We start from the raw sequence: 22,708 nt of genomic DNA on the forward strand, positions 1-22,708 counted from the left end.
GGGCGGGACACGTTCCCCCGGTCCCGCCCGCGCCCCGAACTCACCAGGACACCACGACCTTGTCGCCGCTGCGGACCTGGGCGAAGAGCGCCGAGATCGCCGCCTCGTCCCGTACGTTCACACAGCCGTGCGAGGCACCGGCGTATCCCCGGGCCGCGAAGTCGGCCGAGTAGTGCACCGCCTGGCCGCCGCTGAAGAACATCGCGTAGGGCATCGGCGTGTGGTAGAGCGTCGACACATGGTCGCGGGACTTCCAGTAGACCTGGAACACACCCTCGCGGGTGGGCGTGTACTGGGAGCCGAACCGCACGGACATCGTCGACACGGTCCGTCCGTCGATCATCCAGCGCAGGGTGCGGCTGGTCTTGTCGATGCACAGCACCCGCCCGGTCAGACACCGGGGGTCGGGCGCGGCGGCCGACTGACCGCCCATCAGATACAGCTCCCACTGTCCCGGTTCACGCGTCATCCGCACCAGCCGGTCCCAGGTGACCGAGTCCGTCCGCCCGGTCTGCGGCAGCCCGCGCTTGCCCTGGAACCCCTTCACGGCCTGCTCGGTGGCCGGGCCGTACAGCCCCGTGGGCCCCTCGAACAGCCAGGCCAGCTGCCGCAGCCGGGCCTGGAGTTCACGGACGTCCCGCCCGGAGTCGCCGCGTTTCCACAGCACGGCCGGGGCGGCCGACGGTGTGCCGGTGGTCCGGGCCGCGCTCGGCTTGTCGTCCGGGGCCGTGCCGCTGGGGTCCGGCGCGGGCGTCGTACCGGTGACGTCGACGTGGACCGGCGGGCGTGCCCGGCCGTCCTGGGTGTCCTGGGTGTCCTGGGTCCGCACGGTACAGCCCCACAGCGTCGCCAGGGCCGCCGTGCCGGCCAGGGCGGTGATCGATCTCCGCATCCGCATGCCTGAGATGTTCCCCCCGGATGACGCCGGGCGAACGGAGCGGCATGGTGGTGGGCATGGTGCGCGAGTCGGAGTCGGGACGGCCCATCGAGCCGGTGTACGGGCCCCGGGACCTGGACGGCTGGGACCCGGCCGAGAAGCTGGGCGAACCGGGCGGGTACCCCTTCACCCGGGGCGTCTACCCGTCCATGTACACCGGCCGCCCCTGGACCATGCGCCAGTACGCGGGTTTCGGCACGGCGGCCGAGTCCAACGCCCGCTACCGGCAGCTGATCGCCCACGGCACGACCGGCCTCTCCGTCGCCTTCGACCTGCCCACCCAGATGGGCCACGACTCCGACGCCCCGATCGCCCACGGCGAGGTCGGAAAGGTGGGCGTCGCGATCGACTCGGTCGACGACATGCGGGTGTTGTTCGGCGGGATCCCGCTGGACCAGGTCTCCACGTCGATGACGATCAACGCCCCGGCCGCCCTGCTCCTGCTGCTCTACCAGCTGGTGGCGGAGGAGCAGGGGATCCCCGGGGACCGGCTGACGGGGACCGTCCAGAACGACGTGCTGAAGGAGTACATCGCGCGCGGGACGTACATCTTCCCGCCCAAGCCCTCGCTCCGGCTGACCGCCGACATCTTCAGGTACTGCCGGGCCGAGATCCCGAAGTGGAACACCATCTCGATCTCCGGCTACCACATGGCGGAGGCGGGCGCGTCCCCGGCGCAGGAGATCGCTTTCACCCTGGCGGACGGTATCGAGTACGTCCGAACGGCGGTGGCGGGGGGCATGGACGTCGACGACTTCGCCCCCCGCCTGTCCTTCTTCTTCGTGGCCCGTACGACGATCCTGGAGGAGGTCGCGAAGTTCCGCGCCGCCCGCCGGATCTGGGCGCGGGTGATGCGGGAGGAGTTCGGGGCGCGGGACCCCAGGTCGCTGATGCTGCGGTTCCACACCCAGACGGCCGGCGTCCAGCTGACGGCCCAGCAGCCCGAGGTGAACCTGGTGCGGGTCGCCGTCCAGGGACTGGCCGCCGTGCTGGGCGGCACCCAGTCCCTGCACACCAACTCCTTCGACGAGGCGATCGCGCTGCCGACCGACAAGAGCGCGCGGCTCGCGTTGCGGACGCAGCAGGTCCTCGCCCATGAGACGGACGTGACCGCGACGGTCGACCCCTTCGCGGGCTCGTACGTCGTCGAGAGCATGACCGACGACGTCGAGGCGACGGCGGTCGGGCTGATGAGGAAGGTCGAGGACCTCGGCGGCGCGGTCGCGGCGATCGAGCACGGCTTCCAGAAGAACGAGATCGAGCGGAACGCCTACCGGATCGCCCAGGAGACCGACTCCGGCGAGCGGGTCGTCGTGGGCGTCAACCGCTTCCGGCTCGACGAGGAGGAGCCCTACGAGCCGCTCCGGGTGGACCCGGCGATCGAGGCCCGGCAGGCGGAGCGGCTCGCGCGACTGCGGGCCGAGCGCGACCGTTCGGCGGTCGGGACTGCCCTGGCCGCCCTGAGGAAGGCGGCGGAGGGCGAGGACAACGTCCTGTACCCGATGAAGGACGCGCTGCGGGCCCGGGCGACGGTGGGGGAGGTGTGCGGGGCGTTGCGGGGGGTGTGGGGCGCATACGTCCCGTCGGACGCCTTCTGATCTGGGTAATTCCTCCGAACGAGTGATCGGGGCGGAAAGTGCGCGCTCCCGGTTACGCTCGTTGCAGAGTGGGCCCCGACAAGGAGGACGCCATGGCCGTACTGCAGCAGGAGCTGACCCTGGGTGAGGCTGCTGACCAGCTTGCCCGTGCACTGCCTGGCCACCGCGTGGAGATTCTCCAGGGGAGGCTCACTGTGACACCGCCGCCGGACGGCTCGCATGCGCTGTCGCTGACCAAGATCGGGCGCGGCTTTGAGCGGGCGGGCATCGAAGGAAGCGGAGCCGAATGGGTCCAGGGCATCGGACTCTGGTTGCCGACGTTGCCCGAGGACTTCGCGATCCCCGACCTCTCCGTAGTCGACGAAGACTTCCGCGACGCTCACGTCAGGAAGAACTACTACGCGCCGAACGTCTTCCGTCTGGTCGTGGAAGTGACGTCGTCGAACTGGTCTGACGACCTTCACGTCAAGGTCGAGTGCTACGCCCAGGCAGGCATCCCCGCCTACCTCATCGCCGACCGCAAGCACGACGAGGTCCTCCTCTACACCGACCCGGTCGACGGCAAGTACCCCGACCCCCAGCGCTTCAAGCGAGGCCAGTCGGTCCCCGTCCCCGAGTCCGTCGGGATCACCCTCGATCTCTCCGTCGACACCCTCCTTGACGGCGACGACTGACCGCGAGGCTCAGGCGCCCACGCGCGCCCTGTAACCCTCCAGTCCCTCCGTCGAGTCGCCCGCCCAGCCCACGTAGCCGTCCGGGCGGACCAGGAAGACCCCGTCCTCCAGCTCCACCACCGCCCACTCCGGGCCCCGCAAGCGGTCGAACAGACGCACCCCGTCCACCGTCAGGTCCGGCATGCGGTCGCCCGCCCGGATCTCGCCCGGGGCCGGGCGGGTCTCCTCGCTCAGGGACGACTCGCGGTAGTTCAGGCCCAGTTGGCGGGTCTTCGCTCCCCGGCGGGCCTCGTCGCGGTGGATGGCCGTCGACAGGCCCAGCATGGCCGCGGCGTTCGGGCGGCGCTCCTCCTCGTACGTGTCCAGGAGCGATTCCGGGGCCCGTCCGCCCAGTACCGCGCCCAGCTTCCAGCCCAGGTTGTACGCGTCCTGGACGCTGGTGTTCAGGCCCTGCCCGCCGGCGGGGGAGTGGACGTGCGCCGCGTCCCCGGCGAGGAAGACCCGGCCCTCGCGGAAGCGGTCCGCCAGGGCGGCGCGCGGGCGGAAGTTGGAGGACCAGCCGACCTCGGTCACGGCCTCGGCGGCGAGGTGGGTCCGGTCGGCGACCACCTTGCGGACGCCGTCCAGGGTCAGCAGGGGCTCCAGGTCCGTGCCGTCCGGGAACTGCGCCACCAGCTGGAAGTCCTCCGTCCCCGCGAGCGGGCACAGGGCCAGGAAGCCCGCGCCCTCCCCGGCCGGCGGGAAGACGTGCCACCACGTGCGCTCCAGGCCCGCGATCCGCACGTCCGCCACCAGCAGCGGGTCCGGGTCCACCGTCTCGCCCGTCATCCCGATGTTCAGCGCACGGCGCACCGCCGAGCGGCCCCCGTCGGCGGCGACCGCGTACCGCGCGCGCACCGGCTCGCCGGTGGCGAAGTGCGCCGTCACGCCGTCCGCGTCCTGCTCGATGCCCGTCACCTCGCGGCCGAAGGACAGCGATCCGCCCAGCTGCTCCAGCCGTGCCCGCAGGATCTCCTGGTTGCGCCACTGCGGGACCATCCACGGGCCGGTGAAGCGGGAGCCCTCCTCGCCGTCCTCCGCCGGGTCGAACATCCGGTGCTCGCCGGCCTGCCTGCCGTCCTGCCAGATCATGCCCACCGGGTAGGGGCCGCCGGCGGCGAGGATCTCGTCGAGGACGCCCAGATCCTCGTAGACCTCCATGGTGCGCGGCTGCAGGCCCTTGCCGCGCGAGCCGGGGGTGAGGGTCCCGCCGCGCTCCACCACCAGCGCGTCCACGCCGTGCCGGGCCAGGTCGATGCCGAGGGCGAGCCCGGTGGGGCCCGCGCCCACGATCAGTACGTCCGTCTGTCGTATCCCAGTACGCATCCCAGTCTCCTTAACGCTGTTAAGTTCCGTCGCCCACGACTGTGCCCTTAACGGCGTTAAGTTGTCAACCGTTAACGGCGTTAAGCTGTCGGGCGTGAGTACCGAACGAGCCCCCCGGGTCCCCCAGGCCCCCCGCGCCCCCCTCGACCGGGGGCGCGTCGCCGGCACGGCCCTCGCCCTGCTGAACGAGACCGGCCTGGACGGGCTGACCCTGCGCGCGATCGCCAAGGAGCTCGACGTCAAGGCGCCGGCCCTGTACTGGCACTTCAAGGACAAGCAGGCGCTGCTCGACGAGATGGCCACCGAGATGTACCGGCGGATGGTCGCCGGGACCGCCCTCGACCCCGCCGACAGCTGGCAGGAGTGGACGCGCAAGGCCAACCACGGGCTGCGCGAGGCCCTCCTCGCCTACCGTGACGGCGCGCGCGTGTTCAGCGGCTCACGCTTCACCGGCACCGACCACGCCCATCAGCTGGAGGACAGCCTGCGGCTGTTCACGGCCGCCGGGTTCAGCCTGGGCCAGGCCGTCCGCGCCTCGTCGACGGCGTACTCGTACACCATCGGGTTCGTCATCGAGGAGCAGGGCGTGCAGCCGCTGCCGGACGAGCGGCGCGAGGGCTATGACATCGACGAGCGGGCCCGGCTGCTCGCCGACTTCCCGCTGACGGCGCGCGCGGGCGCGGAGATCTTCGCCGATTACGGGAAGCATTTCGAGGAGGGGCTGGAGATCGTCATCGCGGGAATCGCGGCGCGGTACGGGGTTTCCTGAGTGTCGGGAGTTTGCTGGAAAGCGCCCCGCGATTCACCGGGAATTCACTGACGCGGGGTCGTGAGCGCCTTGCGCAGTCGCGGCGTCAGGCGTTCCTCCACCAGCTTGTTCAGCGCGTACGCCAGCAGCAGCATCGACGCGACCGTCAGCAGGAAGGCGGCGTACGAGGGGACGCCCAGCCCGCGGTGCAGGGCCGCGACCACGACCCAGCCCAGGTGCTCGTGCACCAGGTAGAAGGGGTACGTCAGCGCGCCCGCCACCGTCAGCCAGCCCCAGTTCATCCGGTCCAGCAGGCCCAGCGCGATCGCCCCGACGGCGACGAACCCGAAGGCGACGACCGCGATGATCCCCCAGGACGTGCGGTGGGCGAAGGCGTTCGGGTCGGAGACGTTCCACAGGTTCTGCACCGAGTAGTGCTGGCCGATCAGGAAGCTCACCCCGGTGATCCCCCACGCGTAGGGGTCCCGGCGGTCACGGTGGACCAGGTAGAGGCCGACGCCGCCGACGAAGAACGGGGCGTACTCCGGCATCAGCACGATGTCGAGCAGCGGCTGGTGCGCGCCCTGCGCGATCGCCGCCGCCAGGATCCAGCCCGCGCAGAACAGGATCACCCGGCGCCGGTTCGCCCCCGGCAGGACCACGAACAGCGCGAACAGCGCGTAGAAGCGGACCTCCGCCCACAGCGTCCAGTCCACACCGAGCACCCGGTCCACGCCCAGCGGCTCCTGAAGCAGGGTCATGTTCACCAGGAGGTCACTGGGCGAGACCGCGTCGTAGACCACCACCGGCAGCGCGAACACGGCCGTCACCAGCAGCACCGCCACCCAGTACGCGGGCATCAGCCGGGCCACGCGGGAGGCGAAGAACGAGCGCAGCGGGCGCCCCCAGCCGCTCATGCAGATGACGAAACCGCTGATCACGAAGAAGAGCTGGACGCCCAGGCAGCCGTACGCGAACGGTGTGTGCAGGGTCGGGAAGATCTGCGACGCCGAGGTGCCCCAGGCGCGGGTGATGTCACCGCCCCGGCCGCCGTAGTGGTAGCAGGCCACCATCAGGGCCGCGACCAGCCGCAGACCGTCCAGCGCGCGCAGCCGGCCGCCGGTCTGCGTCTTCTTCGGGGGGACCGGGACCGCGAGGGGCTGATCCGTCGTGCCCACGACCGTCTGCGTCACGCCTGTGTTCCTCTGTGTTCCTTGCTCGTTGAAAACAAGTGCCGTCTATGTGAACCCTATGGCGTCACCCGCGAAACTCGTGTTCGACGGCAAGAGCATTCGCCGTTCGGTACCAAGGGGTTCACCTGAGCGTCGCTTTCCTTTCTTACGGTCTTCCAGCATCGCCAGGTTTTGGTACGTCAATAACTTTTCATACGACCAGGAGAATCATGACGAGGGTCCGCAGCAGAGGGTCAGACACCAGGCCGCAAAGGCCCTCGTCAGCGCCATCCGCGGTGTCGCTCGACGACTGCCTGCGCGCGTGCTCCGTGCACAGCGGCAAGCTCGTCGGCAGCCTCGACCCGCGCCGCCTCCAGCTCGCCGAGGCGCTGCGCCAGCTGCTCGCCCTGTGGGCCACCCAGGAGCAGTCCGCGCCCGCCCCCACCGCGGCCGGCCTGCTCCGGCGCACCAAGGCCGCCGCGACCGGCGCCGGCAGCGGCGGCAACCTCAGCAACGAGGTCCTCGACGCCCTGCTCAACGTGGGCAACAAAGCCGTCGTCTGCGCCTACGACGACGAGCTGAACCTCACGGTGACGATCACCGACACGATCCTCCACCTGCGCCGGGGCTCCCGCGCCGGCTGGCGGCTGCGCGGCCGGATCCTGGAGGCCCTCGGCCAGCCCGTGGAGGCCGCCGAGGCCTACGAGCGCTACCTCGAGCTCACCAAGGAGGACGGCTTCGGCGTCCGCGCCCGCGTCGACGGCATCCACGCCGCCACCAAGGCCCGCACCGAACTGCTGAGCCTCCTCAAGCGCACGGTCCCCGAGTCCGCCGCCTTCGGCGCGGGACCCGCCACCGACGTCTGGGCCGAGGGCCTCGCCGCGCACAGCGCCGGCGACCCCTCCGGCGCCCAGGCCCGCCTGGTCGGCGCGCTGATCGCGCTGGACCGCGAGGGCGCCCCCGAAAGCCAGGTCCAGGAGGCGCTCGCGCACTACCTCGACCTCGCCACCGGCCTGCAGACCCGGCCCACCCCCGAGCTGACCCAGGCCCTCGCCCTGTATGCCGACGCACGCCGGGGCCGGATGCGCGGCCCGGTCCCCGACCCCCTCTTCGGGGGCGTGCAGTGGCTCAGCCTCGGCGAGTTCCGCAACCGGATCGCCGGCAAGTCGATCTGCCTCATCGCCAACTCCGGCAAGGTCGGCGAGAGCGGCCTCGGCCACGACATCGATGCCTACGACCTCGTCGTGCGCTTCAACTCGTACCGCATCGACCCGGCGCACACCGGCAGGAAGACCGACATCCACGTCACCATCCACAAGCACAACTACAACTGGGACAAGCCCGTCGACACCCGGCTCGTCTTCAGCGGCAGCTCGCCGGACTGGAAGTACTCCGTCCGCAACAAGCTGATCCCCGGCGCCCAGACATACGTCAACGACGAGTCGCTGCGCTGGCCCGTGCGCAACATCGGCGGCTGGACCACCGAGCGGTTCGCGGCCATCCCCACCTCCGGCTTCAACATGCTCTGGCTGCTCGACTACCTCGACGTCAGCCCCACGCTCGACCTGATCGGCTTCGACTTCTACGAGAGCGGCGCCTACCGCCTCCCCGAGGCGATGAAGCTGGCCATCACCAACGTGCACGAATACGGCAGCGAGAAGACGTGGGTCATGGAACGGGCCCAGAGCGTCTCCGGCATGAGGATTTCCCTGCGATGACCACTTCCATACCGGCTTCCGCATCCGCCCCGGCGGCCCCCGCGACCGACGCCTCCGCCCTCACCGGCAAGCGCCGCATCGCCTTCGCGAGCTTCGTCGACGAGAACTACCTGCCCGGATTCCTCGTCCTGCTGCGCTCCCTCGCCCTGTCCAACCCGGACGTCTGCGAGGACTTCCTCGTCCTCCACGACGACCTGCGCCCCGCCTCCGTCGCCGCGATCCGCGAGCTGCACCCGCGCGTGAAATTCCGCCGGGTCGACGCCGACCACTACGACTCCTACGTCAAGGGCGACCAGGACAACTACCTCGTCCGCAAGGCGTACTTCATCCTCGACGTCTTCCGGATCCGCGACTACGACACCGTGATCACCCTGGACACCGACATGGTGGTCCTCGGCCCGATCAACGAGCTGCTCTCCCTGCGCCAGGGCCTCGCCGCCGTCCCGCAGTTCTTCTACGGCGACAAGACCCGCATGCTCAACAGCGGTCTGCTCGTCATCCAGAAGGAGTACCTCACCGACGCGTTCTGCGCGAAGATCGACGCGATCGGCCGCAGCGGCAAGTACGAGCTCGACAAGCACGACCAGGGCATCCTCAACGCCCTCCTCGACGGCGACTTCGTCGACCTCGACCCCAAGTACAACTACGTCAAGCGCCGCCTCTCCGGCGACCTCCCGGTCCCCGACGACACCGCGGTCCTGCACTTCACCGGCCGCCACAAGCCCTGGCAGGGCGGCGAGGCCGGCTACGGGCAGGCCCAGGAGCGCTGGGCCGAGTTCGAGCTCACCGACGCCGAGCTGCACGCCGCCTACATGGAGGCCGGCGACACCCTCCACCACGACCTGCTGGTCCACTTCGGCACCCCGCACGTCGAGCGCACCGGCGACGTCGACACCGCCCGCAAGGTCGCCCTCGCCCACATCGGCGCCGGCGACTTCCAGGCCGCCGTCGACATCCTGGAGCGGGTCCACCTGCCCGTCGACGAGGCCTGGCCGCACGAGGTCTACGGCAACGCCCTGATGGCCGTCTCCCGCTACGAGGAGGCCAAGGCACAGCTCCACCTCGCCACCGCCGCCCCCAACCGGGCCGCCACCGCCTTCTCCCGGCTCGCCCAGATCGCCTGGGTGCACGGCGACGACGCCAAGGCCCGCGAGTACGCCACCGCCGGCCTCACCGTCGACCCGACCCACCGCGGCAGCCGCATCTGGCACCAGCGCACCGTCGGCGTACCCGCCCAGCCCGCCGGGCGTCCCGAGGACCAGCTCGCGCACGTCGCGTTCTACATGGACCGCCAGGGCAACGCCGGCGACAAGCTGCTCCCGGAGAGCGTCCGGCTCGGCTTCGACCGCGACACCACCTCCCGCCGCTGGCACTCCGTGCACGCCCACCGACTCTTCGACAGGGCCGCCCTGGAGCGGGTCAACGCCCGCCGCGGCATGGTCATCGGCGGCGGCGGCCTCTTCATCCCGGACACCATGCCCAACGGCAACAGCGCCTGGCAGTGGAACGTCTCGGACGAGATGCTGAAGGGCATCGACGTCCCCATCGCGGTCTACGCCGTCGGCTTCAACGCCTTCGACGGCCAGTCCTACCGCGCGGGCCGCTTCCGGGAGTCGCTGCGCCTGCTCGTCGAGAAGTCCTCCTTCTTCGGACTGCGCAACCACGGCTCCATCGAGAAGGTCCGGGCGATGCTTCCCGCCCACCTCCACGACAAGGTCCGCTTCCAGCCCTGCCCCACCACGGTCACCCGTCAGCTGATCGACGGCTGGCAGGACCCCGCGCGCCGCGACGACACCATCCTCATCAACGCCGCCTACGACCGCGCGGGCCTGCGCTTCGGCCACGACTACGGCTATTTCCTCGCCCAGATGGCCAAGGCCGTCGAGGGCCTGCGCGAACTGGCCGACGTGAGGTGCGTGGCGCACTCCCTCGACGACGAGAAGATCGCCTTCGACCTGCGCCGCGAGCACGGCGTCTCGCTGCCCGTCATCCCGATGTACGACTTCGAGAACGACGAGATCCGCGAGCTGTACGCCCGCACCAAGCTGGTCATCGGCATGCGCGGCCACGCCGGCATGATCCCGTTCGGCTGCGGCACGCCGATCATCAGCCTCATCTCGCACCCCAAGATGGCGTACTTCCTGAGCGACATCGACCGCCCCGAGTGGGGCGTCTCGGTCCACGACCGCAACCTCGCCGCGCTCCTCGTGGAACGCTCCCGCGACCTGCTCGCCGACCACGACCGCACGGTCGCCGACGTGCACGGCCGCCAGCAGGAACTGTGGAAGGTGACCGAGGCCAACTCCGCCGACCTGCGCACCATCCTGGGCGGCTGATCGCATGGCGACGACGACCGCCCTGGTCGACGCGCCGCCCGCCCCCCGCGCCCGCCGGTCACCCCTGTGGTGGCCGGCGGTCGCGGCCCTGGCGGCGGCGGCCGTTCTGTGCACGGTCCTCATCCGGCGGCTGACGGGTGACCTCCAGTACGTGCTCGCCGCCCTGCGCCTGGGCGGCGAGGCCGGCTACTCCCCGTCCGAGGTCTTCACCCACCGCCCGTTCTTCTACCGGTGGTTCATCGCCCTGCTGGACCTGCCCACCTCCGGCGGCGTGGTCGTACGGGAGACGATCATCGAAGCCGAGGGTGCGCTCGTCGTGGCGGCGGCGGCCTTCGCCCTCCACACGGCACTCCTGCGCCGGATCACCCCGCGCGAGGCGGCCCTCACCGCGGGCGCCACCGGACTCGTCCTCGTTCTCGCCCCGCGCACCGACTTCCTCCAGCCGGAGTGGACGGCCGTCGTGCTGACGGTCTTCGGCGTCGCCGCCGCCCTCGGGATCCGCAGGGCGTGGCCGGCCGCCCTGATCGCCGCGCTGCCGCTGGGCCTCGCGGTGATGATGAAGTACTCCACCGCCTCCACCGCCGCGTTCGGCGTCCTCATCCTGTGGGCCGCCGACCGCGGCCGGGCGATCCGCGTCGCCCTGGTCGCCGTACCCGGTGCGATCGCGCTCTTCGCGCTGAGCGTCCTCGCCGGCTCGCACGAGCTGCAGTGGACGCACGACATGCCGCAGATCAACCAGTCGGCCCTCAGCCGCACCGGTATCCGCCCCGGCTTCGTCCTGCACCGGTCCTTCGAGTTCCTCGCCGACCGGTCGCTCCTCACCCCGGTGCTGCTGCTCCTGCCCGGCGCGCTGCTGCTCCTCCTCACCCGGGTCCAGGGCCGCGCCCGCCGTCTGGAGCTGCTGACGATCGCCGTGCTCATCGGCTTCGGCTCGCTGGCCGTGGTGATCGTGCAGGGCAACTGGTTCCCGTACCACGCCGTCCAGCTGACCGTCTTCGCCGCCGCCGTCTGGGGCCTCGCGGTCGGCGGGTCCGCGAAGCCCCCGTGGTGCTTCGGCGCCGTGTCCCTGCTCTACGGCACCCTGCCCGCGCTCTACACCCGGCTGCCGCACGGGCTCCAGCGCCCCGCGACGATGTGGGTGCTCGGGTTCGTAGCGCTGCTCGCCGCGCTGGCCGACACCCGGCTGAAGGGCCTGCCCCGACGGTCACTGGCGCCGGTCGCGCTCGCCGGGGTCGTCCTGTTCGCCGGGCCGATCTGGCCGAGCTCCCCGCACCTCGCCCAGTACGGCAAGGTGTCGTCCACCAACACCAAGTTCCACGACAACGCGAGGGCCAAGCAGAAGGACGCCGACACACTGCGCGCGCAGCTCCCGGCCGGGGCGAAGGTGCTGTACCTGGCCTTCGGCGACACGGTGTACTACGTCGACCACCCGGCCCAGTGCCGGTACCCGATCGCCACCTTCCTGCAGCGCACCCGCTTCATCCCGGACGTGGCCGACCTGAAGTCGTTCAAGGAGAACGCCGACTGTGTCGACCACGACCCGGCGCCCTACGCGATCCTGGACCGCGCCTGGTTCCGGCTCGCCTACGTCGACGCCGGCCTGCGCAGGCGTGTGCAGGCGACGTACGACTGCCCGGCGCTGAAGCCGAAGACACCGCTGGTGGTCTGCAAGCTGAAGTAGACGGACGGTACGAGGAAGGGCCCCGGTGATCACTCACCGGGGCCCTTCCTCGTACCGTCCGGTCAGCGCAGCCCGAGGGACGCGGTCACCTTCCGCGCCATCTCCACCGAGTAGCTCTGCCCCCGGTCCTGCGGATAGATCTGGGCCATCGTCGCCAGGGTGACCCGGCTCATCGGGGTCTCGTGGCCCGGTATCAGCGCCCGGTACCGCGGGGTCACCACGGGCTGGGCGAAGCCGGCCTTGGAGAAGTGCCACTTCTTCACCCAGGACAGGTCGAAGTCGGGGTTGATCCGCTTCAGGTACGGCACGAACGCGTTCAGCAGCTCACCGGGGTCGCTGGTGAAGCGCCAGTCCTCGCGCTCGACGTAGTTGCCCACGTAGAGGACGTGCCGGCCGCCGTAGACCGCCGGGTCGATCATCCTGGTGTGCTCGACCACCGCGAGGAACGGGAAGTCCGGCTCGTTGATGTTGAGCCAGTAGTACGGGATCACGCTGCGGTCCATCTCCAGGACGAAGCAGGTGGCGCCCAGGTACTGGTTCTTCCAGACCGTGTCCTCGGCGGGCAGCCCGGCGGCCTTGGCGAAGGCGGGCTGCGGCGTGGTGACGATCAGGTGGTCGAAGCGGTAGGTCGACCCGTCCGCGCACGTCACGACCGGAGTGTCGCCCTCCTGCCGGATCGTCTCGACGGCCTTGCCGAACTCGACCTTCCCGCCGCGCTCCTCGATCCCGTCCCGAAGGGCGGCATAGACCCGCTCGAACCCGCCGTCCACATAGCCGAGTTCGAAGGTCCGGCAGTGGATACGGGCCCACAGCCACGCCATCGACACCTGCTCGGCGCGGTCGCCGAACTTGCCCTTCAGCAGCGGCTCCCAGATGGCGGCGGTGGCCTTCTTGCCGGCCCACTTGCGCAGCCAGGCGAGGGCGGTGAGGTCGTTGTACCGCTCACCGCTCCGGACGGCCTTCAGCACCGCCGAGGACCCGGCGAAGCGCACCGCGTCCACCGGCGAGAACTCCGGGAAGCGGAGCATGTCGAACGGGGTGGTGAAGTCGATGAGCTTCCCGCCCCGGTAGATCCCGGTGGTCGGCTTGTGGAACCGCAGCGCGTCCCCGAGCCCCAGCTCCCCGATCAGCGCGATCATCGCCTTGTCGCTGCGGAAGATGTGGTGGTAGTACCGCTCCAGCGGCACCCCGCCCACCTCCAGCGAGGCGGCCAGCCCGCCGAGTTCACCGGCGGCCTCCAGGATGGTCACCTGGTGCCCGGCGCGCACGGCGTCCCAGGCGGCGGTCAGCCCGGTGGCACCCGCGCCGATGATGCCGAGGTTCATGCGAAGCTCCATTTTTTGTTGAGCACGAACTGGAGCGCCAGGACCAGGGGCATCGAGGCCACCTTGATGATGTTGGCGTTGATGCCCAGTCCGTCGGTGAAGGCGAGGAAGAGCAGGTTCGTCAGGGCGATGCCGGTCAGTCCGACGGCGTAGAAGCGCAGGAAGCGCACGAAGAGCCGGTCGCGGCGCTCGAAGGTGAAGCGGGCGTTGAGGGCGAAGTTGTTGGTGATGGCGAGCGTGGTGCTGATCGCGTTGGCGAACTGCTCGTCCATCCCGGCCCAGTTGTGCAGCAGCAGGAAGACGACGAGGTCGAGGGTGACCCCGCTGCCGCCGATGAGGGTGTAGCGGACCAGTTGGCGCACGGTCCGGGAGGAGGTGGAGGGCGCCTGGATCCTGGCCGTGGTCTCAGTCATCGGCCTGGGAACCACCGATCACCTCGCGCACCAGGTACAGCGGACGGCCCTGTGCCTCGCTGTAGATGCGGCCTATGTACGTGCCGATGACGCCGAGCGACAGCATCTGGACGCCGCCCAGGAACAGCACGACGACCATCAGCATCGTCCAGCCGGAGACGGTGATGTCGGGCCGGAAGAACTTCATGGCGAGGGCGTAGACGATGCCGACCATGGAGAGGGCGAGGACGACGAAGCCGAGCCGGGTGATCATCTTCAGTGGCACGGTGGAGAAGCTGGTCACACCGTCGATGGCGAGCTTGGCCATCTTGCGCAGCGGGTACTTGGTCTCGCCCGCGAAGCGTTCGTCGCGGTCGAAGGACACCTCGGTCTGCCGGTATCCCATCGAGGCGACGATCCCGCGCACGAACCGGCTCTTCTCGCGGTACTTGCGCAGCTCGTCGGCGACGCGCCGGTCGAGGAGGCGGAAGTCGCCGGTGTCGAGCGGGATGTCGACCTCGGTGGAGGAGCGCAGTACGCGGTAGTACATGTGGGCGGTGGTCCGCTTGAACAGAGTGTCCTGGCGGCTGCGGCGCCGCGCGTGCACGATCTCCGCACCCTCGCGCCAGGCGTCCACCAGCTCCAGGCTGACCCGGGGCGGGTCCTGGAGGTCGGTGTCCATGACGATCACCGCGTCGCCCCGCGCCACGTCCAGTCCGGCCGTGATGGCGATCTGGTGCCCGAAGTTGCGGGCGAAGTCGACGATCCGCACGCGGTCGTCCCGCTCGGCCAGCCCCTTGAGGATCGCCAGCGAGCCGTCGGCGGACCCGTCGTTGACGTACACGATCTCGAAGTCGAGCTCCGGTCGGCCGTCGAACGCGGCTGTCAGTTCCTTGTGGAACTGGGCGATGCCGTCCTGCTCGTTGTAGACCGGCAGGACGTACGAGATCAGCGACCGCTGCTCCGGAGCCTGTTCGGCGAGCGTGAGCGCGGCGGCGGGCGGGCGTATGTCCTGCTGTGTCATTCCGACCCGCCCGCCCATCGGAACGGGACTGTGGAGAACGCTATTTGCAGCATTCGGGGAAGCTATGGAGCGAGAGTGAACAGCAGACCAACTCGCCACGACCGGGGGGCAGCTTCCCCATTGCTCTTCATGTTTTCAGGTTTATTTGATAATCGGCGTGAGTATCAGCGCTTGATCGCTTTGCGCAGCGCCTTTGCTCGGCGTACCACTCGGCGGGCCGTGGAGTTCTGCGGGAGGAACGACAGTCGCTCCGGGATGCCGCCGGGGAGCCCCAGGGATGTCAGCCGCTTGCGCCTGAAGTAACGCTGGGTGCGCGGGCCGAGATACGTGCGCAGGTAGCTTTCGGCCGTGGGGCGCAGGCCGGAGAGGATCTGCGGCTGCATGACGAATCCGACGGCGGTGAGCAGGCCGGTCAGGGTGTCGGACGCGATGATCTCTTCCTTGTCCTCCAGGTCCGCCAGCAGCGCGTCCGCGAGCACCACCGGCACCCGGTTGCTGTTCTGGTACGGCGTCAGCCGGTCCAGCAGCGGTGCGGTGCCGGTCCGGGCGACCGGCAGCTCGTAGAACGCGGTCGCGGTGAACAGCGCCGTGGAGAAGCAGCCGACGACCAGCGCGGGCCGCGCCTTCTGGAACAGCACCTCGGCGAGCACGGGGGTGTCCAGGACCGTGAGGTCGACCCCTAGCTTCTCCGCCTCCGACTCCAGGATCCGGATGAAGCGGGCCGGGGCGGACGGGTGCGGCTTGAAGACGACCGAGCGGTGCCCCTTGGCCACCGCACCCCGCATCATCCGTACGTGCAGGTCCTCCTCCTCCTTCGCGGACATGATGTCCAGCGCGGAGAGGTACTGCCCGAGCAGCAGCGCGAAGTCGTCGGGCAGCGGCGGCAGCTCCGGTACGGCGTCGGCCACCTGCCCGAGCACCTTCAGGAACGCGGCTGACGGGACCGTACGCGCGGGCACTTCGAACTCGGTGAGGAGGAGCGGGACCAGACCCGGAACCAGGTCCAGGTGGAGCAGTCGGCGCACCCGGGTGCCGATCAGCGGGTCGAGCTTGTTGCGCGTGGGGCCGTAGCTCATCAGGCCGTCGGCGTAGACCTCGATCGGCGCGCCGGGGAACAGCTGGGCGACGGCCTGGGCCGGGTTGACCTGGATGGACTCCAGGACGATCTCCACCCGGTCCTCGCCGAGCCCCCACAGCAGCCGCAGATACCGCTCGAAGAGCGGGACGTCGTCGGGGCTCGGCGACCAGGCGCCCGGGTGGAAGGGGCTGATCGCCTCGTTCCAGGAGAGCACGTCGTCGAAGCGGTCGCGCAGCGGTGCGAAGCCCGGCATCTCGTCGAGGGCCGGGGCGGTCTCCGGGTTCGTCGCGTTGTTGCAGACCAGCAGCAGCCGCCGCTCGGCCGCCGGGAAGCAGTCCGCGTCCAGGGCGGCGGCGAGGGTGGCCGCGCCGTACAGCGTGGAGGCGCAGAAGATCTGGGTCGTGGATGCCATCAGGCGGCCGCCTTCGCGCTGGTGATCTGGCGCCTGAGCCGCCGCAGCTTGGCGGAGCGGCGCAGGTCCATGGTGTCGAGAACGTCGGTGAGCAGCTCCTGCGGCATCCGCTTTATGGCCGCCGAGCTCATCGTCCGCAGCTGCTTGGCCACGGCGGGCTCGAACTTGTCGATGTCCGCGAGGTGGTGGGCGATGATCGCGCAGTAGGTGCGCACGGCCTTCGGCAGCAGCCGGTCCGCGTCCCGGTCCCGCGCGGTCTCCTCGATCACCTCGTCGAAGGCGCGGATGAAGTCGAGCTGGCGGGCGTCGCCGATCTGGGTGAGGGAGGAGGCGACCCCGCGGCGGTAGAAGACGCCGTGCAGGTTCAGCACGGCGAACGACTCCGCCTCCCGGTGCAGCTTCCAGATCCACGGCCGGTCCTCGGCGGTGCGCAGCCCGTGCGTGAAGTGCAGCAGCCCGCGGTCGACGAGCCGGCGGTGGTAGGCGCCGGCCCAGGCGTAGGCGTAGTCCACAGACGTGGTGCGGTCGACCGGCAGGATCGCGTCCCGCGGGCTGAGCACCTCGTCGCGGCGCCCCAGCGGGTGGCGGACGATCGTGCGGGCGCGCCCGGTGGCCTGCACATGGTCTGTCCGGACGAAGTCGCAGCCCAGCGTCTCGATCGCGGTGACCAGTTCGGTCAGATAGCCGCGCGCCAGCCAGTCGTCGCCGTCCAGGAACGTCAGGTACTCGCCGCTCGCCGCGTCGAGCCCGGTGTTGCGCGCGGTGGCCAGCCCCCCGTTCTCCTCATGGCGGACGTACCGCACCTGGGCGACCGCGGAAAGATCTTCGGCCGCCCGTTCCAGAATGGCCGGAGTCTCGTCCTTCGATTTGTCGTCCACCAGGACGAACTCGAAGTCCGGCCGGGCGTTGAGGCGAAGGCTTCTGAGGGTGTCCGGCGCGTATTGCTGGACGTTGTAGAACGGCACGATCACGGAGAGCTTTGGCACGGCGAAATCCTAGGAGGACCCCCGACAGCGGAACTTTCCGTTGAGGAGACAGGGGGTGAACTCAATGTGTCGGATTGGTGCACCGGGCGTGCAGCACGGCTTCTGGAGGGCCAGTTCGGTCTCCGGTGGGCTGCTGTTAACTTTTCGTTGAATCGAGGTTGGGCCAACCCTGGGTTTTGCTTTCTAGCGTCTTCGACGTGCCAGCAAGTACTGCGAACCCCCCACGGATTGCCGTCCTCGCGGACTCGGACACCCGATGGAAATGGGGTGCGCTGACCGCCTCCAGGATCGTGCCCGGATCCGGAAGCGGGGTGCAAGCCGACCCCGTCCATCCCGTCGCCCCCGTCCTCGACGGGTTCCTCCTGCGTGGCCGCGCCACGCCCACCCCGCGCCAGCTCGCCGAGGTGGGCGTGCACGCCGACTCCCTGCGCGAGGTCACCGCCGTCGAGTTCCTGCGCGCCATGGCGCGGGAGTCGTACGACGTCCTCGTCCTCGCGCTCGTCGGCGGCGGCGTCCAGGCGGTCCTGCACGGCCTCAAGCGGGTCTGGGAGGGCAGGGCGGACCGTCCCGTCGTCGTCACCGGCTATGTCGGCGTCGTCTACGAGAAGCTCGCCGACGGACTGCTGCTGCGGCACGGCGCCGACCTCGTCCTCGCCAACTCCCGCCAGGACGCCGAGCGTTTCCGCGCGGTCTACGACGGGGTCGGCGCCGACTCCTCCTCGGTGACCGAGGTCGCCCTGCCCTTCCTCGGCGGCGCCCCCTACACCGGCGAGCACGACCCGTACACGGTCGTCTTCGCCGCGCAGCCCTCCGTACCGGAGAGCCGCAAGGACCGTACGTACCTGCTGAACCGGCTGGTCCAGCACGCCCGGCTGCACCCCGAGCGCGAGGTGCTGCTGAAGCTGCGCTCCAAGCCCGGCGAGCACACCACCCACATCGAGGAACTGCCGTACCAGAAGCTGGTCCAGCGGCTCGACCCGCCGGCCAACTTCCGCCTGGTGTACGGCAACATGGGCGAGGTCCTCGACCGCACCGACCTGCTGGTCACCATCAGCTCCACCGCGGCCCTGGAGTCCCTGCACCGCCGGGTCCCCACCGTCGTCCTCAGCGACCTCGGGGTGCGTGAGGCCCTCGGCAACCACCACTTCGTCGGCTCCGGCTGCCTCGCCTCCTGGGACCAGCTCGACGCCGGCCACCGGCCCGCCCCCGACGCGGAGTGGGTCTCCCGGCAGGGAGTGGCGGCCGACGGTTCGTACGCGACCGCCTTCGACGCGGCCCGCGAGCGCATCGCCAAGCTGCTCGACCGGCCCGGCGGACTGCCGCCCCTCACCCCCTGGTACACGCCCGCCACCGCGCCCGGCTATCTGCCCGGAATCCTCGCCCGCCACCACCTCGGCCCCGACGGCAGCCCGCTGCCCGGCGCACCCGCCGCCGACAGGGAGCCCGGCCCGGTCCGGCAGATCGTGCGCCGTGCCGCGCGCGGCGCCTACCGGCACGGGGTGCAGCGCGTGGCGCCCGTGATCCGGCGGATGGGGGAGCTGTGAGCGGGGGCCGTCCGGCGGTGGACCGGGCACAGGACGCCGGATCCGCCCTGTCCGGCGCAGGCGTGCCGCGAGCGGCCGCCGGTCGGCGCGCCGGCCGCGGCGGTCCGCCGCCCCGCGCGGGGAGCGCCGTGAGTGACCGTCCTCCACAGCAAGGAGAAGCCCCCATGTCCGACTCCCCAGCGGAGCGGCGCCGCGTCCTCGCCGTGATCCCCGCGCGCGGCGGCTCCAAGGGCGTGCCTGCGAAGAACCTCGCCCCCGTCGGCGGCGTCCCGTTGGTCGCCCGCGCGGTCCGCGAGTGCCGGGCCACCCGGCTCGTCACCGACGTCGTCGTCTCCACCGACGACCAGGCCATCGCCGCCGCGGCCCGCGAGGCGGGCGCCGAGGTCGTGCTGCGCCCGGCCGTCATCGCCGGCGACACCGCCACCTCCGAGGCGGCCGTCCTGCACGCCATGGACGCCCACGAGGCCCTGCACGGCGCCCCGGTCGACGTCGTCCTGCTCGTGCAGTGCACCAGCCCGTTCCTGGTCCGCGAGGACGTCGACGGGGTCGCCTCGGCCGTCGCGGAGCGGGGCGCGGACACGGCGGTGACCGTGGCCCCCTTCCACGGCTTCGTCTGGCGCGACGGCGACGCCGATGGCGACCTGGGCGGCGGCAACGGCGTCAACCACGACAAGTCCTACCGCCCGCGCCGCCAGGACCGCCCCCAGGACTTCCTGGAGACCGGCGCCGCCTACGCCATGGACGCGGCCGGCTTCCGCGAGCACGGCCACCGCTTCTTCGGCCGCACCGACCTCGTCCGCACCGACCCCGCCCGGGTCCTGGAGGTCGACGACCCGCACGACCTCGCCCGCGCCCGCGCCCTGGCCCCCCTCTTCGACGCGGACCGCCCCGACGGTCTGCCCACCGCGGACGACATCGACGCGATCGTCCTCGACTTCGACGGCACCCAGACCGACGACCGGGTGCTGATCGACTCCGACGGACGGGAGTTCGTCTCCGTCCACCGCGGCGACGGCCTCGGCATCGCCGCCCTGCGCAGGAGCGGCTTCCCGCTCCTGATCCTGTCCTCGGAACAGAACCCGGTCGTCGCCGCCCGGGCCCGGAAGCTGAAGCTCCCGGTCCTGCACGGCATCGACCGCAAGGACCTCGCACTCAAGCAGTGGTGCGAGGAACAGGGCATCGCGCCGGAGCGCGTGCTCTACGTCGGCAACGACGTCAACGACCTCCCCTGCTTCGCCCTCGTGGGCTGGCCGGTGGCGGTCGCGAGCGCCCACGACGTCGTACGCGGCGCCGCACGCGCGGTCACCACCGTCCCCGGTGGCGACGGCGCGATCCGGGAGATCGCCGGCTGGATCCTCGGACCCTCTCTCGACACCCTCACCAGGTAAGGAACGTTCCGCCATGAGCACCAACTCCCGTCTGCGCACGTTCGGTTCCCGCGAGGTCGGCCCCGGTCGCCCGGTCTACATCTGCGGCGAGATCGGCATCAACCACAACGGCGACCTCGAGAACGCGTTCAAGCTGATCGACGTGGCCGCCGAGGCCGGCTGCGACGCCGTCAAGTTCCAGAAGCGCACCCCCGAGATCTGCACCCCGCGCGACCAGTGGGACATCGAGCGCGACACGCCGTGGGGCCGGATGACGTACATCGACTACCGCCACCGCGTGGAGTTCGGCGAGGACGAGTACCGCAAGATCGACGAGTACTGCAAGGAGAAGGGGATCGACTGGTTCGCCTCCCCGTGGGACACCGAGGCCGTCGCCTTCCTGGAGAAGTTCGACGTCCCCGCCCACAAGGTGGCCTCCGCCTCCCTCACCGACGACGAGCTGCTGCGCGCCCTGCGCGCCACCGGCCGCGCGGTCATCCTCTCCACCGGCATGTCGACCCCGAGGCAGATCCGCCACGCCGTCGAGGTGCTCGGCAGCGACAACATCGTCATGTGCCACGCCACCTCGACCTACCCGGCCAAGGCCGAGGAGCTCAACCTCCGCGTGATCAACACGCTGGAGAAGGAGTACCCGAACGTCCCGATCGGCTACTCCGGCCACGAGACCGGCCTGCAGACCACCCTGGCCGCCGTCGCCCTCGGCGCCGTCTTCGTCGAGCGCCACATCACCCTCGACCGCGCGATGTGGGGCTCCGACCAGGCCGCCTCCGTCGAGCCCCAGGGCCTGACGCGTCTCGTCCGTGACATCCGCACCATCGAGGCCTCCCTCGGCGACGGCGTCAAGAAGGTCTACGACTCCGAGCTCGGCCCCATGAAGAAGCTGCGCCGGGTGAGCGGCGTCGTCGCGGAGGCGGAGATCGCCGCGGCGGCGGGCGAGCCGGTCGCGGTCTGAGTCACCCACCACTACGGGACGGTCGTACGAGGATGAGCCGTTGAGCCCCCGCGCCGGCACGGACACCGGCACCACCCCCCACACCCTCGCGTTCGTCGAGAGCCCGGTGCAGCTTCTGAACGTGCTCGAATGGGCGCACGCCCGGACGGAGCCCGGCGCGGAGCCCGGCGCGGGGTCCGGCGCGGGGTCCGGCGCGGGGTCCGGCGTGGAGCTCACCCTCGTCGTCCTGTCCCCGACCGACCCGATGACCCGCGGCCAGCTGCGCCGCATGGCCGAGCTGGCCCGCGACGAGGGCCACACGGTCCGCTGGGAGGAGGCCCGCGGCGGCACCGTGGCCCCCTTCCGCACGATCGGTGGGCTCACCCCGCTGCTGCGCCGCGCCCGGCGGGTCGTCATGGGGGACCCGTTCTCCCGGTACGTCCAGCTCCTGCTGTCCATCACCAGGGCCACCGACCTCGTCGTGGTCGACGACGGCACCGCGACCATGGAGTTCGTCGGCCAGCTGGCCCGCGGCGAACGCCTCGTCCGCTGGCACCGCAAGGGCGGCCGACCCGGCCCCCGCGACCTGGTCTTCGCGCCGGTGTCCTCCTCGGCCCGCCGCCGGCTCACCCCTTCGGCCGACACCCGGGTCGAGGTCTTCTCCGCGATGCCGGTCCAGGAGACCCCGGACGGCGTCACGGTCACCGCCAACACCTTCACCTGGACCCGGGCCCGCTTCGGGCCGCCGCGCGTCACCAAGGGCGCGGACATGGTGGGCACGTCCCTCGTCGAGACCGGTGTGGTGGACGCGGACCGTTACCTGGAGGCCGTCCGGACCCTCGCCCGTGCGCACGGCGCGGCCCGCTACTTCGCCCACCGCCGCGAGAGCGCGGACAAACTCCACCGGCTGGCCGTGGAGACGGGCCTGGAGGTGGTCCGGCCCGACCTCCCCCTGGAACTGATCGCCCGCCGTGGCCCGATCGGCCGAACGGTCCTCAGCTTCCCGTCCACCGTCGTCCACACCCTCCCGCTGGCGCTCTCCGGCACGGACGTCCGCGTGGCGGTCTGCGACATCGACCCCACCTGGCTCACGGAGCACGCCTCCCCAAGGGCCCAGGGCTTCCTGTCGGGCGTCACGGGCACGGCAAGGGACGTACACCGCCTGGCAGCGGTCGCACCGTAGCCCTGTCCGGGCCGTGCGACCGCGCGTCCGCGGGGGCTGGTCGCGCAGTTCCCCGCGCCCCTGGGTGCGACCGGTCGCCGAAGCTACGGGCGGTCGTGTGGCTGCGGGTCCGTGGGGGCTGGTCGCGCAGTTCCCCGCGCCCCTTCAGGGCGCTCAGCTGCGGGCGGTCGTGTGGCTGCGGGTCCGTGGGGGCTGGTCGCGCAGTTCCCCGCGCCC

18 protein-coding genes are annotated in these 22,708 nt (G+C 70.9%); 10 read left to right on the forward strand and 8 right to left on the reverse strand.

Annotated elements, in window-relative coordinates; all coding sequences use genetic code 11:
* Positions 1–40: 40 nt before the first annotated feature.
* Positions 41–898: a L,D-transpeptidase family protein gene (locus tag ACLZN2_RS38010; protein WP_416984149.1), complete on the reverse strand. Its 858-nt coding sequence runs from the start codon at positions 896–898 to the stop codon at positions 41–43.
* A gap of 56 nt (positions 899–954) precedes the next feature.
* On the opposite strand from ACLZN2_RS38010, the gene ACLZN2_RS38015 reads away from it, so the two are divergent.
* Together ACLZN2_RS38015 and ACLZN2_RS38020 are read left to right on the forward strand one after the other, a co-directional pair.
* Complete coding sequence (locus ACLZN2_RS38015; RefSeq protein ID WP_416984150.1) at positions 955–2,535, forward strand: acyl-CoA mutase large subunit family protein; 1,581 nt, start codon at positions 955–957, stop codon at positions 2,533–2,535.
* A gap of 92 nt (positions 2,536–2,627) precedes the next feature.
* A complete protein-coding gene (locus tag ACLZN2_RS38020; RefSeq protein WP_416984151.1) occupies positions 2,628–3,209 on the forward strand; it encodes a Uma2 family endonuclease in 582 nt (193 codons plus the stop codon).
* Positions 3,210–3,218: 9 nt separating this feature from the next.
* On the opposite strand, the gene ACLZN2_RS38025 is transcribed toward ACLZN2_RS38020, so the two are convergent.
* Positions 3,219–4,574 carry an FAD-dependent monooxygenase gene (locus tag ACLZN2_RS38025; protein WP_416984152.1) on the reverse strand — a complete coding sequence of 452 codons (1,356 nt, stop codon included), beginning with the start codon at positions 4,572–4,574 and terminating at the stop codon, positions 3,219–3,221.
* A gap of 94 nt (positions 4,575–4,668) precedes the next feature.
* Here ACLZN2_RS38025 and ACLZN2_RS38030 point away from each other — a divergent pair, with 94 nt between their 5' ends.
* On the forward strand, positions 4,669–5,343 hold the full coding sequence (locus ACLZN2_RS38030) for a TetR/AcrR family transcriptional regulator C-terminal domain-containing protein (protein ID WP_416984153.1): 675 nt from the start codon (positions 4,669–4,671) through the stop codon (positions 5,341–5,343).
* A 44-nt stretch (positions 5,344–5,387) separates the two neighbouring features.
* Here ACLZN2_RS38030 and ACLZN2_RS38035 read toward each other — a convergent pair whose 3' ends face one another.
* The gene (locus tag ACLZN2_RS38035) at positions 5,388–6,515 is read right to left on the reverse strand and encodes an acyltransferase family protein (RefSeq protein WP_416984154.1); all 1,128 of its coding nucleotides are present in this window, start codon (positions 6,513–6,515) and stop codon (positions 5,388–5,390) included.
* 275 nt (positions 6,516–6,790) lie between these two features.
* Between ACLZN2_RS38035 and ACLZN2_RS38040 the strand changes: the two genes are divergently transcribed.
* Genes ACLZN2_RS38040 through ACLZN2_RS38050 form a run of 3 tightly spaced genes read left to right on the forward strand, consistent with a single transcriptional unit; the run spans position 6,791 to position 12,229 of the window.
* Positions 6,791–8,212 carry a glycosyltransferase family 29 protein gene (locus ACLZN2_RS38040; protein WP_416984155.1) on the forward strand — a complete coding sequence of 474 codons (1,422 nt, stop codon included), beginning with the start codon at positions 6,791–6,793 and terminating at the stop codon, positions 8,210–8,212.
* Positions 8,209–10,548: a glycosyltransferase gene (locus tag ACLZN2_RS38045; RefSeq protein WP_416984156.1), complete on the forward strand. Its 2,340-nt coding sequence runs from the start codon at positions 8,209–8,211 to the stop codon at positions 10,546–10,548. The genes ACLZN2_RS38040 and ACLZN2_RS38045 overlap by 4 nt, the downstream gene beginning before the upstream one ends.
* Positions 10,549–10,552: 4 nt before the next feature.
* Positions 10,553–12,229, forward strand: a complete 1,677-nt coding sequence (locus ACLZN2_RS38050; RefSeq protein WP_416984157.1) for a hypothetical protein — start codon at positions 10,553–10,555, stop codon at positions 12,227–12,229.
* A gap of 62 nt (positions 12,230–12,291) precedes the next feature.
* Here the strand turns inward: ACLZN2_RS38050 and ACLZN2_RS38055 are convergent, their stop codons facing one another.
* The 5 genes from ACLZN2_RS38055 to ACLZN2_RS38075 all read right to left on the reverse strand — a co-directional run bounded on the left by ACLZN2_RS38055 (position 12,292) and on the right by ACLZN2_RS38075 (position 17,446).
* On the reverse strand, positions 12,292–13,554 hold the full coding sequence (locus tag ACLZN2_RS38055; protein ID WP_416984158.1) for an NAD(P)/FAD-dependent oxidoreductase: 1,263 nt from the start codon (positions 13,552–13,554) through the stop codon (positions 12,292–12,294).
* Positions 13,551–13,967 (reverse strand): GtrA family protein, encoded by a 417-nt coding sequence (locus tag ACLZN2_RS38060; RefSeq protein WP_416984159.1) that lies wholly within the window; start codon positions 13,965–13,967, stop codon positions 13,551–13,553. The genes ACLZN2_RS38055 and ACLZN2_RS38060 overlap by 4 nt, the downstream gene beginning before the upstream one ends.
* Complete coding sequence (locus ACLZN2_RS38065) at positions 13,960–14,970, reverse strand: glycosyltransferase family 2 protein (RefSeq protein ID WP_416984160.1); 1,011 nt, start codon at positions 14,968–14,970, stop codon at positions 13,960–13,962. The genes ACLZN2_RS38060 and ACLZN2_RS38065 overlap by 8 nt, the downstream gene beginning before the upstream one ends.
* Positions 14,971–15,134: 164 nt before the next feature.
* Positions 15,135–16,460, reverse strand: coding sequence for a polysialyltransferase family glycosyltransferase (locus tag ACLZN2_RS38070; RefSeq protein ID WP_416984161.1), 1,326 nt, complete (start codon positions 16,458–16,460; stop codon positions 15,135–15,137).
* The gene (locus ACLZN2_RS38075; RefSeq protein ID WP_416984162.1) at positions 16,460–17,446 is read right to left on the reverse strand and encodes a glycosyltransferase family 2 protein; all 987 of its coding nucleotides are present in this window, start codon (positions 17,444–17,446) and stop codon (positions 16,460–16,462) included. Before ACLZN2_RS38075 ends, ACLZN2_RS38070 begins: the two co-directional genes overlap by 1 nt.
* Before the next feature lie 197 nt (positions 17,447–17,643).
* Here ACLZN2_RS38075 and ACLZN2_RS38080 point away from each other — a divergent pair, with 197 nt between their 5' ends.
* From ACLZN2_RS38080 to ACLZN2_RS38095, 4 genes are all read left to right on the forward strand, one after another.
* Positions 17,644–18,990 (forward strand): DUF6716 putative glycosyltransferase, encoded by a 1,347-nt coding sequence (locus ACLZN2_RS38080; RefSeq protein ID WP_416984163.1) that lies wholly within the window; start codon positions 17,644–17,646, stop codon positions 18,988–18,990.
* Positions 18,991–19,154: 164 nt separating this feature from the next.
* Positions 19,155–20,378: a cytidylyltransferase domain-containing protein gene (locus ACLZN2_RS38085; protein WP_416984164.1), complete on the forward strand. Its 1,224-nt coding sequence runs from the start codon at positions 19,155–19,157 to the stop codon at positions 20,376–20,378.
* A gap of 13 nt (positions 20,379–20,391) precedes the next feature.
* Complete coding sequence (locus tag ACLZN2_RS38090) at positions 20,392–21,330, forward strand: N-acetylneuraminate synthase family protein (protein WP_416984165.1); 939 nt, start codon at positions 20,392–20,394, stop codon at positions 21,328–21,330.
* A gap of 40 nt (positions 21,331–21,370) precedes the next feature.
* Positions 21,371–22,492 carry a hypothetical protein gene (locus ACLZN2_RS38095; RefSeq protein ID WP_416984166.1) on the forward strand — a complete coding sequence of 374 codons (1,122 nt, stop codon included), beginning with the start codon at positions 21,371–21,373 and terminating at the stop codon, positions 22,490–22,492.
* Positions 22,493–22,708 lie beyond the last annotated feature (216 nt).

Source organism: Streptomyces sp. T028, from assembly GCF_048159505.1.
GTDB lineage: Bacteria > Actinomycetota > Actinomycetes > Streptomycetales > Streptomycetaceae > Streptomyces.